This window comes from Actinoplanes nipponensis (assembly GCF_016862275.1).
Taxonomy (GTDB): Bacteria; Actinomycetota; Actinomycetes; order Mycobacteriales; family Micromonosporaceae; genus Actinoplanes; species Actinoplanes nipponensis.
Genome location: NZ_BOMQ01000024.1, coordinates 77,611 through 92,184 on the forward strand (window position 1 = coordinate 77,611; position 14,574 = coordinate 92,184).

13 protein-coding genes and 2 pseudogenes are annotated in these 14,574 nt (G+C 74.3%); 10 read left to right on the forward strand and 5 right to left on the reverse strand.

All coding sequences use genetic code 11. The features are described 5' to 3' along the window. The first annotated feature begins 46 nt into the window (after window positions 1–46). The 4 genes and pseudogenes from coaBC to Ani05nite_RS09505 all read left to right on the forward strand — a co-directional run. Window positions 47–1,270, forward strand: a complete 1,224-nt coding sequence (gene coaBC / locus Ani05nite_RS09490; RefSeq protein ID WP_203766886.1) for a bifunctional phosphopantothenoylcysteine decarboxylase/phosphopantothenate--cysteine ligase CoaBC — start codon at window positions 47–49, stop codon at window positions 1,268–1,270. A gap of 75 nt (window positions 1,271–1,345) precedes the next feature. Continuing rightward, on the forward strand, window positions 1,346–2,536 hold the full coding sequence (gene metK, locus Ani05nite_RS09495; protein WP_203766888.1) for a methionine adenosyltransferase: 1,191 nt from the start codon (window positions 1,346–1,348) through the stop codon (window positions 2,534–2,536). A 167-nt stretch (window positions 2,537–2,703) separates the two neighbouring features. Beyond that, window positions 2,704–3,093 (forward strand): annotated as a pseudogene (locus Ani05nite_RS09500) (primosomal protein N' family DNA-binding protein); the annotation flags it as partial. Window positions 3,094–4,128: 1,035 nt separating this feature from the next. Continuing rightward, window positions 4,129–5,670, forward strand: a pseudogene (locus Ani05nite_RS09505) (primosomal protein N'); the annotation flags it as partial. A 3-nt stretch (window positions 5,671–5,673) separates the two neighbouring features. Here the strand turns inward: Ani05nite_RS09505 and Ani05nite_RS09510 are convergent. From Ani05nite_RS09510 to Ani05nite_RS09520, 3 genes are read right to left on the reverse strand one after another with little or no spacing between them, the layout of a single operon-like run. Further along, the gene (locus Ani05nite_RS09510; RefSeq protein WP_203766890.1) at window positions 5,674–6,279 is read right to left on the reverse strand and encodes a LysE family translocator; all 606 of its coding nucleotides are present in this window, start codon (window positions 6,277–6,279) and stop codon (window positions 5,674–5,676) included. A 24-nt stretch (window positions 6,280–6,303) separates the two neighbouring features. Next, the gene (locus tag Ani05nite_RS09515; protein ID WP_203766891.1) at window positions 6,304–6,786 is read right to left on the reverse strand and encodes a GNAT family N-acetyltransferase; all 483 of its coding nucleotides are present in this window, start codon (window positions 6,784–6,786) and stop codon (window positions 6,304–6,306) included. A 10-nt stretch (window positions 6,787–6,796) separates the two neighbouring features. Continuing rightward, window positions 6,797–6,943 carry a hypothetical protein gene (locus tag Ani05nite_RS09520; RefSeq protein WP_203766893.1) on the reverse strand — a complete coding sequence of 49 codons (147 nt, stop codon included), beginning with the start codon at window positions 6,941–6,943 and terminating at the stop codon, window positions 6,797–6,799. 304 nt (window positions 6,944–7,247) lie between these two features. Between Ani05nite_RS09520 and def the strand changes: the two genes are divergently transcribed. The 3 genes from def to Ani05nite_RS09535 are packed head-to-tail and all read left to right on the forward strand — an operon-like array spanning window position 7,248 to window position 10,232. Continuing rightward, window positions 7,248–7,799, forward strand: coding sequence for a peptide deformylase (gene def, locus Ani05nite_RS09525; protein WP_203766896.1), 552 nt, complete (start codon window positions 7,248–7,250; stop codon window positions 7,797–7,799). Window positions 7,800–7,803: 4 nt separating this feature from the next. Beyond that, on the forward strand, window positions 7,804–8,730 hold the full coding sequence (fmt, locus tag Ani05nite_RS09530; RefSeq protein WP_203766898.1) for a methionyl-tRNA formyltransferase: 927 nt from the start codon (window positions 7,804–7,806) through the stop codon (window positions 8,728–8,730). Next, entirely contained in the window at window positions 8,727–10,232 is a 1,506-nt protein-coding gene (locus Ani05nite_RS09535) for an RsmB/NOP family class I SAM-dependent RNA methyltransferase (protein WP_203766899.1), read from the forward strand. The genes fmt and Ani05nite_RS09535 overlap by 4 nt, the downstream gene beginning before the upstream one ends. A gap of 13 nt (window positions 10,233–10,245) precedes the next feature. Here Ani05nite_RS09535 and Ani05nite_RS09540 read toward each other — a convergent pair whose 3' ends face one another. After that, window positions 10,246–11,166, reverse strand: coding sequence for a PrsW family intramembrane metalloprotease (locus Ani05nite_RS09540; RefSeq protein ID WP_203766901.1), 921 nt, complete (start codon window positions 11,164–11,166; stop codon window positions 10,246–10,248). A gap of 111 nt (window positions 11,167–11,277) precedes the next feature. Between Ani05nite_RS09540 and Ani05nite_RS09545 the strand changes: the two genes are divergently transcribed. Beyond that, window positions 11,278–11,916, forward strand: coding sequence for a sulfotransferase family protein (locus Ani05nite_RS09545; RefSeq protein ID WP_203766902.1), 639 nt, complete (start codon window positions 11,278–11,280; stop codon window positions 11,914–11,916). 8 nt (window positions 11,917–11,924) lie between these two features. On the opposite strand, the gene Ani05nite_RS09550 is transcribed toward Ani05nite_RS09545, so the two are convergent. Next, window positions 11,925–12,791, reverse strand: a complete 867-nt coding sequence (locus tag Ani05nite_RS09550; protein ID WP_203766903.1) for a septum formation family protein — start codon at window positions 12,789–12,791, stop codon at window positions 11,925–11,927. A 63-nt stretch (window positions 12,792–12,854) separates the two neighbouring features. Between Ani05nite_RS09550 and rpe the strand changes: the two genes are divergently transcribed. Then, entirely contained in the window at window positions 12,855–13,532 is a 678-nt protein-coding gene (gene rpe, locus Ani05nite_RS09555) for a ribulose-phosphate 3-epimerase (protein WP_203766904.1), read from the forward strand. After that, on the forward strand, window positions 13,529–14,563 hold the full coding sequence (locus Ani05nite_RS09560; protein ID WP_203766905.1) for a GGDEF domain-containing response regulator: 1,035 nt from the start codon (window positions 13,529–13,531) through the stop codon (window positions 14,561–14,563). Before rpe ends, Ani05nite_RS09560 begins: the two co-directional genes overlap by 4 nt. Window positions 14,564–14,574 lie beyond the last annotated feature (11 nt).

Genomic DNA, 14,574 nt, shown 5'->3' on the forward strand with positions numbered 1-14,574 from the left:
CGTCCGCTCACTGCGGGCGCGGGTTTTTCGCTGACGGGGGTGTGCCATGCCCGAGGTAGTGCTCGGCGTCTGCGGCGGGATCGCCGCGTACAAGGCCTGTGAGCTGCTGCGGTTGTTCACCGAGTCGGGTCACGGCGTCCGTGTCGTGCCCACCGCGTCGGCGCTCACGTTCGTCGGCGCGCCCACCTGGGCCGCGCTGTCCGGCCGCCCGGTGACCGCCGAGGTCTGGGACGACGTGCACGAGGTGCCCCACGTGCGCATCGGCCGGCAGGCCGAGCTGGTCGTGGTGGCGCCCGCGACCGCCGACCTGCTCGCCCGGGCCGCCCACGGCCTCGCCGACGACCTGCTCACCAACACCCTGCTCACCGCGACCTGCCCGGTGGTCTACGCGCCGGCCATGCACACCGAGATGTGGGAGAACCCGGCCACGCGGGCCAACGTCGCGACCCTGCGGGCGCGCGGCGCGGTCGTCATCGAGCCGGCTGTGGGCCGGCTCACGGGCGCCGACACCGGCAAGGGCCGGCTGCCCGACCCGGCGCAGATCTTCGCCACCGCGCTGCGCGTGCTGCGCCGCGGCGCGCCGGCGGAGACCGACCTGGCCGGCCGCCGGGTGGTCGTCACCGCAGGTGGCACGCGTGAGCCGCTGGACCCGGTGCGGTTCCTCGGCAACCGCTCGTCGGGCAAGCAGGGCTACGCGCTGGCCCGCTCGGCGGTCGCCCGCGGCGCGCGCGTCACGCTGATTGCGGCGAACGTCACTCTGGCCGACCCGGCGGGCGCCGACGTGGTCCGCGTCGGCACGACCGAGGAGCTCCGCAAGGCCACGGTGGAGGCCGCCGCGGCCGCCGACGTGGTGGTGATGGCGGCCGCGCCGGCCGACTTCCGGCCGGCCACGGTCGCCGGCCGGAAGATCAAAAAGACCGACGGGGGTACGGCGCCGACGATCGAGCTGGTCACCAACCCGGACATCGCCGCCGAGCTGGGCGCCGCCAAACGCCCTGGTCAGCTGCTGGTGGCGTTCGCCGCGGAGACCCACGACGCGCTGGAGAACGCCCGCGGCAAACTGGTGCGCAAACGCGCGGACCTGATCGTCGTTAACGAGGTGGGCGCCGACCTGGTCTTCGGGGCGGACCGCAACACGGTCACGATCCTCGGCGCGGACGGCAGCACCACAGCGCTCGGGGAACTCCCCAAAGACGATGTGGCCGATGCGATATGGGACGAGGTCGTCAGTCGCCTCGCCGCCCTGGTGGGCGACACTGGGACGGGCTGAGGCCGGGCCAGCGTCCGGCCGGCGGCGGTGACTACACTGCCGCCGAACGAAACTTCGACAAATCTGAGGAGCACCGTGGCACGCCGCCTGTTCACCTCCGAGTCGGTCACGGAAGGCCACCCGGACAAGATCGCTGACCAGATCAGCGACGGTATTCTCGATGCCCTGCTGGGGCAGGACCCCCGTAGCCGCGTCGCGGTGGAGACCCTGATCACGACCGGCCAGGTGCACGTGGCCGGCGAGGTGACCACCAAGGCGTACGCGGACATCCCGAGCATCGTGCGCGAGACCATTCTCGGCATCGGCTACGACTCGTCCAAGAAGGGCTTCGACGGCGCCTCCTGCGGCGTCAGCGTCTCGATCGGCTCCCAGTCGCCGGACATCGCCCAGGGCGTGGACAGCGCGGTCGAGCTGCGCGAGGGCAACTCCGAGCACGCGCTCGACGCCCAGGGCGCCGGCGACCAGGGCATGATGTTCGGCTTCGCCTGCTCCGAGACCCCGGAGCTGATGCCGCTGCCGATCGCGCTGGCCCACCGCCTGGCCCGCCGGCTGTCGACGGCCCGCAAGGACGGCACGATCCCGTACCTGCGCCCGGACGGCAAGACCCAGGTCACCATCGAGTACGACGGCCTGCGCCCGGTGCGCCTGGACACGGTCGTGGTGTCGTCGCAGCACGCGGCCGACATCTCGCTCGAGTCGCTGCTGACCCCGGACGTCCGCGAACACGTCCTCGGCCCCGAGCTCGCCGGCCTGGACCTGGACGTGGACAACTACCGGCTGCTGGTCAACCCGACCGGCCGCTTCGAGATCGGCGGCCCGATGGGCGACGCCGGCCTGACCGGCCGCAAGATCATCGTGGACACGTACGGCGGCTACGCCCGGCACGGCGGCGGCGCGTTCTCGGGCAAGGACCCGTCGAAGGTGGACCGCTCGGCGGCGTACGCGATGCGCTGGGTGGCCAAGAACGTCGTCGCCGCGGGCCTGGCCGAGCGCTGCGAGACCCAGGTCGCGTACGCGATCGGCAAGGCCCACCCGGTCTCGCTGTTCGTCGAGACCTTCGGCACCGAGAACGTGCCGGTGGAGCGCATCGAGAAGGCCATCAACGAGGTGTTCGACCTGCGCCCGGCCGCGATCATCCGCGACCTGGACCTGCTGCGCCCGATCTACCAGCAGACCGCCGCGTACGGCCACTTCGGCCGCGAGCTGCCCGAGCTGCTGTGGGAGAACACGGACCGCGCCCAGGACCTGAAGTCGGCCGCGGCCTGAGCTCGACAACGCCGGAAACGGGTGCCGCGACCTCGGTCGCGGCACCCGTGCTGTTTGCCGCCGAAGATGTCGTACCCGCGCGCCAGAATGTGCGGGTGAGGGCGGCGAAACCGAAACCCGACCGCGAGCCGGCGTCCCGGCTCCCGGTCGCGCGGGTCAGCGTCGAGGTGCCACTGGCGCACCTCGACCGCCCGTTCGACTACCTGGTCTCGGCGGCCGACGACGAGGCGGCCCAGCCCGGCGTGCGGGTCAAGGTCCGGTTCGCCGGCCAGCTGGTGAACGGCTTCCTGCTGGAGCGCGCGGAGTCCAGCCCGCACGGCGGCAAGCTGGCCTTTCTCGACAAGGTGGTCTCGCCCGAGCGGGTGCTCGATCCGGAGGTGGCCCGGCTGGCCCGGGCGGTCGCGGATCGCTATGCGGGCAATCTGTCGGATGTGCTGCGGCTGGCGGTGCCACCACGCCACGCGCGGGTCGAGGCGCAGGCCAGCCCGCCGCCTCCGGATCCGGCTGCCGGAGTCGCAGGATCGCCCAGGTTGTCCGGGCCGGCGGGATCGTCCGGGTCGGCGGAGTCGTCCGGGCTGGCGGGGTCGTCTGAGCTGGCTGGGTCTTCAGGGCCGCAGGTGTCGTCTGGGCTGGCGGAGTCGTCCGGGCTGGTGGGGTCGTCTGGGCCGGCTGGGTCGTCTGGGCCGGCTGGGTCTTCAGGGCCGCAGGGGTTGTCTGGGCTGGCGGAGTCGTCCGGGCTGGCGGGATCGTCTGGGCCGGCTGGGTCTTCAGGGCCGCAGGGGTCGTCTGGGCTGGCGGAGTCGTCCAGGCTGGCGGGGGCCTCTGGGCTGGCCTGGGCTGCAGAGCCGTCCGGGCCGGTGGGGTTGGGCGCGGCGGCCCTGCCCGCTCATGAGGTGGACTTCCCCGGACAGGGGCCCGACGCGGGTGTCTCGGTGGAGTCGCCGGCTGACGCCGCCTCGCTGGACGGCCGGGTCGAACTCCGCCGAGGCACGCGCCCGAGCGGGGGTCCCGGCGGGCCCCCCGGGGGCGACAGCGGTGCCGAAGCGGTAGCGGTAGATCGCCGCGTGCCGGATGGCCGGGCGGTGGCGGTGGGCCAGCCGGCCGACTCGCAGCATGATCAATCGGCAGTCGCCGCGCGGTCAGCCGGCCTCGCTCCGGCACCGGCGGCCCCAGCCGCCCACCGACGCGGAAATCCCGGTGCGGACCCACCGGCCACCGCCCCCATTGCCTCCTCGAAGGGTGCGGCAGGCGCCCCGCGGCGGGTGGGCGACGCAAGCGTCCTCTCCGCGGAGGGTGACGCAAGTGCCCTTTCGGCGGACGGTGATGCGAGAGCCCTTTCCGCGGAGGGCGACGCAAGAGGCTTTTCGGCGGAGGGTGATGCGAGAGCCCTTTCTGTAGAGGGTGATGCAAGCGTCCTTTCCCCGGCGGGCCACCTAAGCGCCCCCTCTCCAGAGGGTGATGCAAGCACTCTCTCCCCGGAGGGGGATGCAAGCGCCCCCTCCCCGGAGAGCGACCTAAGCGCCCCCTCTCCAGAGGGAGACGCAACTGCCCCCTCCCCGAAGGGCGACCCAACCACCCCCACACCGCCCCACGGCTGGGGCATCTACCCAGCCGGCGCCGCCTACCTCCACGCCCTGGAGCAGGCCCGCCCCGCCCGGGCCGTCTGGTCGGCCCTCCCCGGAGAGGACTGGCCCGCGCGCATCGCCGAGGCCGCCGCTGCCGTCGTGCGGGCCGGCCGGGGTGTGGTCGTCGTCGTGGCGGACGCCCGTGATCTGGAGCGACTCGACCGGGCGCTGACCGCGGTGCTCGGCGACGGCAGGCACGTGGCGCTCAACGCCGCCGCCGGGCCCGCCGAGCGGTACAGGCGGTTTCTCGCCGCCAGCCGCCACCGGGTGCCCGTGGTCGCCGGGACGCGGGCGGCCATGTTCGCGCCCGTCGCCGATCTCGGTCTCGTGGTCATCTGGGACGACGGGGACGACCTGCACGCCGAGCCGCGGGCGCCGTACCCCCATGCCCGGGACGTGTTGCTCACCCGGGCGCAGCTCGCCGGGTGCGCCGCCCTGGTCGGTGGTTTCGCCCGTACGGGGGAGGCCCAGCTGTTGCTGGAGACCGGGTGGGCCAAGGAGATCGTCGCCGGCCGGGACACGCTGCGGGCCCGGAGCCCGGCCATCGCGCCGACCGGTGACGATCCGCAGCTCGCGCGCGATCCCGGCGCGGTCAGCGCCCGGCTGCCCAGTCTCGCCTGGCAGGCGGCCCGCGGCGCGTTGCAGGCCGGCGCGCCGGTGCTGGTGCAGGTGCCCCGGCGCGGCTATCTGCCGTCCACCGCGTGTGCCGAGTGCCGTACGCCTGCCCGCTGCCCGCACTGCTCCGGGCCGCTGGGGCTGGCCGGTTCCCGGGACGTGCCGGCGTGTCACTGGTGCGGGCGCGCCGCCGCCGACTACGCGTGTCCGGCCTGCGGTGGGCGGCGGCTGCGGGCGTCGGTGACCGGCGCCCGGCGGACGGCCGAGGAGCTCGGCCGGGCGTTCCCCGGGTTCCCGGTGCGTACGTCCGGGCGGGACGAGATTCTCGGCACCGTTCCGGGGACCGCCGCCGTGGTTGTCGCCACGCCTGGGGCGGAGCCCGTGGCCGAGGGCGGCTACGGCGCGGTGCTGCTGCTCGACACGTGGGCGCTGCTGTCCCGGGCCGATCTGCGGGCCGCCGAGGAGACGATGCGGCGCTGGCTGTCCGCCGCCGCCCTGGCGCGGCCCGGTCCGGCCGGCGGCCGGGTGGTTGTCGTGGCCGACGGGTCGCTGGCGCCGGTGCAGGCGTTGCTGCGCTGGGACCCGGGCTGGTTCGCGGCCCGCGAGCTCGCCGAACGCCGCGAGCTGGGCTTCCCGCCGGCGGCCCGGATGGCCAGCGTCACCGGCCGGGCCGAGGCGGTGGCCGAGTTCCTGGCCGCGGCCCGGCTGCCCGACGACGTGGAACTGCTCGGCCCGGTCCCGGCCGCCGACGACCAGGAACGCATGCTGCTGCGGGTGTCGCGGGGCCGGGCGGCGGCGCTGGCCCGGGCGCTGCACGAGGCGGCGGCGGTACGCAGCGCGAAGAAGTCCACCCAGCCGGTCCGCATCCAGATCGACCCGGCCGAGCTGCTGTGACCGCTAATCGGTGGCCAGCTTGGCGCTGAAGCCCAGCAGCGCGGTGGCGGTCGCCGCGTCGAGGGCCCGGCGCACGCCCCGCCGGGTCAGCACCCGCCGCGCCCGGGCCATGCCCAGGACCACCAGCAGCAGGTACATCAGCGACAGCGCCGCGTGGCTCAGGGCCAGCGCCAGCAGCGCGCCCAGCGGCGCGTCCGGGCCGAGGAACTGTGGCAGCACCGCCAGGTAGAAGACCAGGACCTTGGGGTTGGTGATGTTCGACAGGAAGCCCTGCCGCCAGCCCGACGCCGCGCCGGGCGACACCGAGTCGGGGTAGAGGCCGGCCAGCGCCGACCGCAGGGCCTGCACGCCCAGGTACGCCAGGTAGGCGATGCCGGCCCACTTGATCGCCTGGAACACCGGCTGGGCGCGGGTCACCAGCGCGCCGAGCCCGGCCGCCGCGGCCAGGCCCTGCACCGCGTTCGAGCTGGCCACCCCGGCCGCGCTCCACGAGCCGCGGCGGCGGCCGCCGGCCAGGGTGTTCTTGGTGATCACCGCGAAGTCCGGGCCGGGCATGAGGACCAGCAGCACCGCGAAGACCAGGAACGATCCGTACGTGGACCACGTCATCGGCCGAGCCTAACGCCGCCGGCGTCAGACCGCTTTGTAGTATCTGACCTGCGGCAGCGCCGTGAAACCGGCCTTTTCGTAGGCGCGGCGGGCCGGCGCGTGGCCCGGGTCGCCGCCGGTCCCGATCGCCACCAGCCGGGCGCCGGCCGCCCGCAGCTGGTCGACGGCGAAGGCGATCAGGTCCGTGGCGATGCCCCGGCGCTGATGGGCCGGGTCCACCGCGATCATCTCCAGCTCGCCGCCGCCGGAGGCAGGGTCGAGCACCGCCACGACGAAGCCCACCGGCTCCGCGCCGGCCACGGCCACCCAGGTCGTCGCGGCGTGCTCGCGGCACACCCGGGCCACGTCGCGGGCCTGCGAGCTCGTCCAGTCCGGGAAGAGGCGGCGGTAGATCTCCCCGCCCAGCACCTGCTCGAAGGAGGCGAAGACGGGCGCCCACGCCCGCAGGGACAGCCGCACCACGGCGTCGACGTCCGCGTCGGTGAGCGCCCGGATCTCCGTCGTCATGCGGTCCAGGCTAGGGCAGCACCCGCGGGTCCGGGTGCGGCGAACGGGGCACCGCCACGTCCTCGATGGTGGTGAACGGGAAGCGGAAGACCGGGCCGGAGCCGCGGCGGTCGCCGAACTCGTCGCCGATCCACAGTGAGCCGTCGCGGTCGCGCACGACCGACTCCCGTCGAAGTCCGCCGCGCTCGGCCCGGGCCAGCGGGAACGGGACGCCCCGGACGGCTCGCCGCCGGGCACGAACGTCAGGCCGGCAGCGAGGCGGAGCCGGTCAGGGTGGGCGCGGCGGACGGGTGGGTGGAGGAGCGCGGCCACCAGGCCGAGCGTCAGGACGAGCAGGCCGACGCCGGCGTTGGGCCGCACCGGACATCGTCCGCTGCCGGGCGGCGCGAGGGCGGCGTGCGGGCTCCGTAGACTAGGCGTCATCAGCGATTTTCTGTGAGCAGTCGAGGAGTGGCACCCGCGTGACCGTCCAGCCCATCCGTCTGTTCGGCGACCCGGTGCTGCGTACGCCGGCCGACGCCGTGGTCGACTTCGACAAGGAACTGCGCCGGCTCGTCCGGGACCTCACCGAGACGATGCAGGACTCCGGCGGCGCCGGCCTGGCCGCGCCGCAGCTCGGCGTGGGTCTGCGGGTGTTCGCGTTCCACGTCGACGAGGTGCTCGGCCACATCGTCAACCCGGTGCTGAGCTTCCCCGACGACGAGGAGCAGGACGGCCCGGAGGGCTGCCTGTCCATCCCCGGCGTGTACGTCGACACCAAGCGCCGCCAGCACGTCGTCGCCCAGGGCTTCACCGAGAACGGCGACCCCTTGCAGCTGGTCGGCACCGGCCTGATGGCGCGCTGCGTGCAGCACGAGACCGACCACCTCGACGGGGTGCTGTTCCTGGACCGGCTGGAGACCGCCGCCCGCAAGGACGCGATGAAGCAGATCCGGGCCGCCGAGTGGTACGACGCCGGCGCCCCGCCGACGGTGAAGACCAGCCCGCACGGCATCTTCGGGCTGGGGCGGTGACCCGGTGCGCCTGATCTTCGCCGGCACCCCCGAGGTGACCCTGCCCTCGCTCGACGCCCTGGCCGCCTCGTCCCACGAGATCATCGCTGTCGTCACCCGGCCCGACGCCCCGGCCGGGCGCGGCCGCCGCCTGGTCCGCTCGCCGGCCGGCGCCTGGGCCGACGAGCGCGGCATCGAGGTGCTCACCCCGCAGCGGCCCCGCGAGCCCGAGTTCCAGGAGCGGCTGCGCCAGCTCGCGCCGGACTGCGTACCGGTGGTCGCCTACGGCGCGCTGGTCCCGCCGAGCGCGCTGGAGGTCCCCAAACACGGCTGGGTCAACCTGCACTTCTCCCTGCTGCCGGCCTGGCGGGGCGCGGCGCCCGTGCAGCACGCCGTGCTGCACGGCGACGAGGTCACCGGCGCGAGCGTGTTCGAGCTGGAGGCCGGCATGGACACCGGCCCGGTGTACGGCACGCTGACCGAGCGGATCCGGGCCACCGACACCTCCGGTGACCTGCTCGCCCGGCTGGCCACCGAGGGCGCCGGCCTGCTGGTCGCGGTGCTGGACGCGATCGAGGCGGGCACCGCCCGGGCGCACCCGCAGCCCGCCGACGGCGTGTCGCTGGCCCCGAAGATCACCGTCGAGGACGCCCGGGTCCGCTGGTCCGACCCGGCGTTCGCGGTGGACCGGCGCATCCGGGCGTGCACCCCGGCGCCGGGCGCCTGGACGACCCTGCGCGACGAGCGGCTCAAGCTCGGGCCGGTGCGCCCGGTGGCCAACGCCGTCCCCCTGGCGCCGGGGGAGCTGCTCGTCGAGCGCACCCAGGTGCTGGTGGGCACCGCGACCACCCCGGTGATCCTGGGCGAGGTCCGGGCCGCCGGAAAGAAGCCGATGGCGGCCTCCGACTGGGCGCGTGGCCTGCGCCTCAACCCGGGGGAGACCCTTTCATGAGCGACGACGACAAGGCCGGGCAGCGCCGGCACAGCGCCGATCGGCCGCACAACGCCGGACCGCGCCGCCCCGGCGGCCCCGGCCAGGGCCGGGAATCCGGCCGCGACAGCCGCTCGGGCCGGGCGCCGCGGGCCGGTCGCCCGCCGTCGGATCCGGCCCGGCAGGCCGCGTACGAGGCCATCGCGGCCGTGCACCGCGACGACGCGTACGCCAACCTGGTGCTGGCGCAGATCCTGCGGGAGATGCGCCTGCACGGCCGGGACGCGGCGTTCGCGACCGAGCTGACCTACGGCACCCTGCGCGCCCTGGGCACCCTCGATCTGATCATCGGGGACGCGGCCGGCCGCGAGGTGTCGCGGATCGACCCGCCGGCCCGGGACGCGTTGCGCCTGGGCGCCTACCAGCTGCTGTTCACCCGGGTGCCCGCGCACGCCGCGGTGAATCAGACCGTCGACCTGGTCCGGTCCGTCGCGCCCGGCGCCCACGGCTTCGCCAACGCGGTCATGCGCACCATCTCGGCCACCGGACTCGACGACTGGCTGGCCAAGCTCGCCCCCGACTACGCCGAGAACCCGGTCGGCAACCTGGCCGTCGTGCACAACCACCCCGAGTGGATCATCCGGGCGTTCGCCGAGTCGCTCGGCGGCGACCTGGAGGACACCGCCCGCCTGCTGATCGAGGACAACCAGCCGGCCACCGTGCACCTGTGCGCGCGGCCGGGCCGGGCCGACGCGGTGGAGCTGGCCGACGAGGTGGGCGGCGTGCCGGGGGCGTTCTCGCCGTACGCGGTCTACCTCAACGGCGGCTCGCCGAGCGAGCTCGCCGCCATCCGCGAGGGCCGCGCCCACGTGCAGGACGAGGGCTCCCAGCTGGTGGCGGCCGCGCTGCTGGCCGCGCCGGTCGAGGGGCGGGACACCCGCTGGCTCGACCTGTGCGCCGGCCCGGGTGGCAAGGCCGGGCTGCTCGGCGCGATCGCCGGGGGGCGGGGCGCCGAGGTGACCGCCGTCGAGGTCGCCGATCACCGGGCCCGGCTGGTCGAGCAGGCCACGGCCGGGTTGCCGGTGACCGTGCTGCCGACCGACGGCCGGCAGGTGGGGCGCGACCCGGACCTGCCGGAGGAGGGCTTCGACCGGGTGCTGGTCGACGCGCCGTGCACCGGGCTGGGCTCGCTGCGCCGGCGGCCGGAGTCGCGCTGGCGGCGTACCCCGGCCGATCTGCCGCCGCTGACCCGCCTGCAGCGTGAGCTGCTCGTGGCCGCCCTGCGGGCTGTGCGCCCGGGCGGCGTGGTCGCCTATGTCACCTGCTCGCCGCACATGGTGGAGACCCAGGTGACGGTCACCGAGGGGGCCCGCCGCAGCGGCGTGGAGGTCGACTTCGTGGACGCGCGGCCGCTGCTGCCGCCGGGCATGCCGAAGCTGGGGCCGGGCCCGACGGTGCAGCTGTGGCCGCACCGGCACGGCACGGACGCGATGTTCCTGGCGGTGCTGCGCCGCACCAGCTGAGGGCGGGGCACGGTCAGAGGCGGTGGGCCGGGATGCGCCAGAGGACGGCGCGCGCCTCCCGGTCGGCGTGCCGCCGGACGGCGAGCAGCCAGCCGATGCCGATCAGCGACACGACGATCAGCCCGCCCCAGGACAGCACGGTGAACAGGTCGGTCTGGCCGGCGCTGGGCTCGGGCTCGTAGCCGCGCTCCAGCAGGGCGAACTGGTACGGCGTACCGGTCAGGACCAGGGTCAGCAGCAGCGCGATGCTGTGCATGCTGTCCCACAGCGCGTGCAGGGCGGACACTCCCAGGTACGCCAGCAGCAGCCGCCCGGTGACCGCGAAGTGTTCGCGTCCGCTGGCGGAGAACAGCACGCCGCCCAGGATGGCCGTCCACAGCCCGTGGCCCACGGGCGCCAGCAGGCCGCGCAGCAGCTCGGTCTGGACCAGCTGCATCAGCGACAGGCCCTGCTCGGTGAACAGGGCGGTGAAGGCGTACCCGGCGGATTCGAAGGCGGCGAAGCCGAACCCGACGGATGCGCCCAGGACGAGGCCGTCGAAGGCGTACTTGTGCTGCAGCCGGCGCGTCAGCAACATCAGGACGGTCAGCTTCGCGGCCTCCTCGATCAGGCCCACTCCGAGGAACAGGCCGGGGGAGGGGTGCAGCAGGTACGTCTCCAGCAGCGAGGCGGCGAGCACCCCGAGCACGCCGCCGGTGACGAACGTGCTGAACAGCAACTCCGCGGTGACCTCGCCGCTGTGCCGGCGGCCGAAGGCCCAGACCACGAAGGACACCGGCACCAGGAAGCTGCCCAGCAGCACCAGGGTGGGGATGAGGTTGGGGTTGCCGGTCGCGAACGTGACGACGACCGTGAGGATCCACAGGAGCAGGCCGGTGAGGAACACCCTCAGCCAGGTCCGGCGGCGCGGCGGGGCCGTCGTCACGTCGTTCATGGTCGTCTCCCTCGGCTCGGCTCGATCCGTCGCTTACCCAGCGACGCGGCCGTCACGCGGTGGAACCCGGGTGGACCGGACCGGTCAACAAGCTCCGGTATAAAGAAGGGCATGGATGTCATCGGGGTCGGATTCGGACGGACGGGCACGCTCAGCCTGAAGATCGCACTGGAGATGCTGGGCCGGGGGCCGTGCCTGCACATGCTGCCCGTGCTGGACGATCCGGAGCGGGCGACCCTGTTCCGCCGGGCCGCCGAGGGGGACGTGGCGGCCCTGGACCAGGCGCTCGACGGGCACCGCTTCACGGTGGACTGGCCGGGCGCCTTCTTCTGGCGCGAGCTGACCGAGCGGCATCCGGACGCCAAGGTGGTGCTGACCGTCCGCGACCCGCAGCGCTGGTACGACAGCGCGTACGGCACCATCTTCGAGGCCGCGCGGCACGCGCCGCGCACCGGCGACGACTCCGTGACCGCCGGGCTGTCGATGATCCAGTCGGTGGTCTGGGAGGGCACCTTCGCCGGCCGGTTCGCCGACCGCGAGCACGCCGTACGGGTGTTCACCGAGCACAACGAGGCGGTCCGCCGGGCGATCCCGGCGCGGCGGCTGCTCGAGTTCGAGGTGTCCCAGGGCTGGCCGCCGCTCTGCGACTTCCTGGGCGTGCCGGCGCCGGACGCGCCGTTCCCGCGGGTCAACGACGCCGAGTCCTTCCGGGCGCGGATCCAGGAGAGGCGCGGCGCCGGCAAGCTCTGACGGCCGGCTCAGACCACCGGCAGCACGGCCGGCCCCGCGCCCTTCAGCGAGCGGGTGAAGGTCCGCTGGGCGAAGTACACGAAGCACCGCACCCGCCGCTCCCCGGACAGCCACTCCGTGCGGGTCGGGTTGTAGGAGATCCAGCCGGTCCGGTACTGCATCTCCGAGTCGTCCGGCAGCCCCGCGAACCGGGCGATCACGCTGCGGCAGGCCGCCGCGCTGCGCTCGGTGCCCGACTCCAGCGCCGCGTACGTGATCTCCGGCGCCCGCCACAGCCCGGCGAACTCGGCCCGGTGCGGCCGGTCGCACGCCACCGGCCGCATCGTCGTCACCGTCTCGCCCTCGACCGTGGGGTTGAAGCAGCCCAGCTCCAGCGGCGAGTCCCGGCCCAGCTCGCCGGCCAGGCTGCCGGTCCGGCTGGTGCGGCTCCGCCCGTCCAGGTCCGCGGTCGTGACGTCGCAGCGGAACCAGCGCGCGCCGCCCGACCAGGCCGCCCGGGTCGGCCACACCACCTGCACCGCCACCCGGGCGGTGCGCCACGATCCGCCCAGGAAGTCGGCGGCCCGGTCGGAGCACTCCCGGAACGCGGCCCGGGCCCCGGCGCTGCCCGCGGCCGGGACCACGGCGGCGTCGGCCGCGGTGCCCACGTGGTACGTCTCCGACACGTGCAGCTCGGCGCAGTCCACCGGCCGGTAGTCGGCGAGCGAGGCGGTCGCCGCCAGCGTCTCGTGACACCGGCCGACGGCGGGCCGGAACGGCGCGGGCGACGGCGGCGGCCGCCAGCCGTCGGTCAGGTCGCCGTCGGTGCCGTCCGGGGGCGCGCCGGAGCACCCGGCGGTGAGCAGCACCGCCAGCAGGACCGCCGTGCCTCGCATGCCAGCCTCCCGAGCGCCCCCCGAGTATCCCGGGTCGGGGCAAGCAGGCCATACACTTCACCGGTGGAGTCATCGCCGATCATCGCCCCCAGCATCCTGGCCGCGGACTTCGCGCACCTCGCCGCGGCGGTGCACGCCATCGAAGGGGCCGCGGACTGGGTGCACGTGGACGTCATGGACAACCACTTCGTGCCGAACCTGACCATCGGCCTGCCGGTCGTGCAGAGCCTGCGCCGGGCGACCGTGATCCCGTTCGACGTGCATCTCATGATCACCGATCCGGAGCGCTGGGCGCCCGGGTACGCCGAGGCCGGCGCGCACAACGTCACGTTCCACGCCGAGGCCTGCGAGAACCCGGTGGCGCTGGCCAAGACGCTGCGCGCGGCGGGCGCGAAGGCCGGGCTGGCCATCGACCGGGACACGCCCGTGGAGCCGTATCTGGAGCTGCTGCCGTACCTCGACACGGTCCTGATCATGACCATCAAGGCCGGCTTCGGCGGCCAGAGGTTCATGCCCGAGATGCTGGACAAGGTGCGTGACGTGCGGCGCCGGATCCGGGCCAAGGATCTGCAGGTGCGCCTGGAGGTCGACGGCGGCATCGCGGCCGACACCATCGAGCAGGCCGCCGCGGCGGGCGCCGACGCGTTCGTCGCCGGCACCGCGGTGTACGGCGCCGAGGACCCGGCCGAGGCCTGCCGCAAGCTGCGGGAGCTGGCCGAGCGGGCGGCGGTGCGGGCATGAGCACCGGCGTGGTCAGGCACAAGGTCGACGCGAGCGCCGCCGAGCCGGAGGAGCGCCCCGACCTGATCCTGGTGGTCGACGACGACGAGGACATCGCGAGCTTCGTCGCGTTCAACCTCAAGGTGCACGGCTTCGAGGTGATGCGGGCCCGCGACGGCCGGCACGCCCTCGAGGTGATGGAGAGCCGGCGTCCCGACCTGGCGGTGGTCGACTGGATGATGCCGAACATGAACGGCGTCGAGCTGACCCGCCGGCTGCGCGCCGAGCCGCTCACCTCGGCCCTGCCGGTGATCATGCTCACCGCCAAGGGGATGAGCGTCGACAAGGTGGTCGGCCTGACCGCCGGCGTCGACGACTACCTGGTCAAGCCGTTCGACACCGCCGAGCTGATCGCCCGGGTCTCCTCGACGCTGCGGCGCAACAAGGAGTTCCGCGAGGTGTCCCCGCTGACCGGGCTGCCCGGCAACGCCCGGGTGCGCCGCGAGATCGTGGACCGGATGAAGACCGGCAAGGACTTCGCGGTCGGCTACATCGACATCGACCGGTTCAAGAGCGTCAACGACGTGTACGGCTTCGACCGCGGCGACGAGTTCATCACCGCGCTGGCCGGCAGCCTGCACCGGGCGGTGTCCACCTCGGGACGCCCGCCGGTCTTCCTCGGGCACATCGGCGGCGACGACTTCGTGTTCATCTGCACGCCCGAGCAGGTCCTGCCGCTGACCAAGCGCACGGTGACCGACTTCGAGACCGCCGCCGACCACCTCTACGACCCCGAGGACGCCCAGCGCGGCTACATCGAGGTGCCCGACCGGCGCGGCAACAAGCAGCGGGCCGCGCTGGTGACCCTCTCGATCGGCGTGGCGCAGGCCACCGCGGAGGGCCGCCGCTTCGAGGACGCCCGCGTGGTGGTCGCGGTGGCCTCCGAGATGAAGAAGGTCGCCAAGAGCCAGCCCGGCTCCTTCGTGGCGATCGACCGCCGCCGCGCGGACTCCGAGGACCCCGAGGATCCGTCGTCCGGCGTGGGCCTGTGACGTGGATCGCC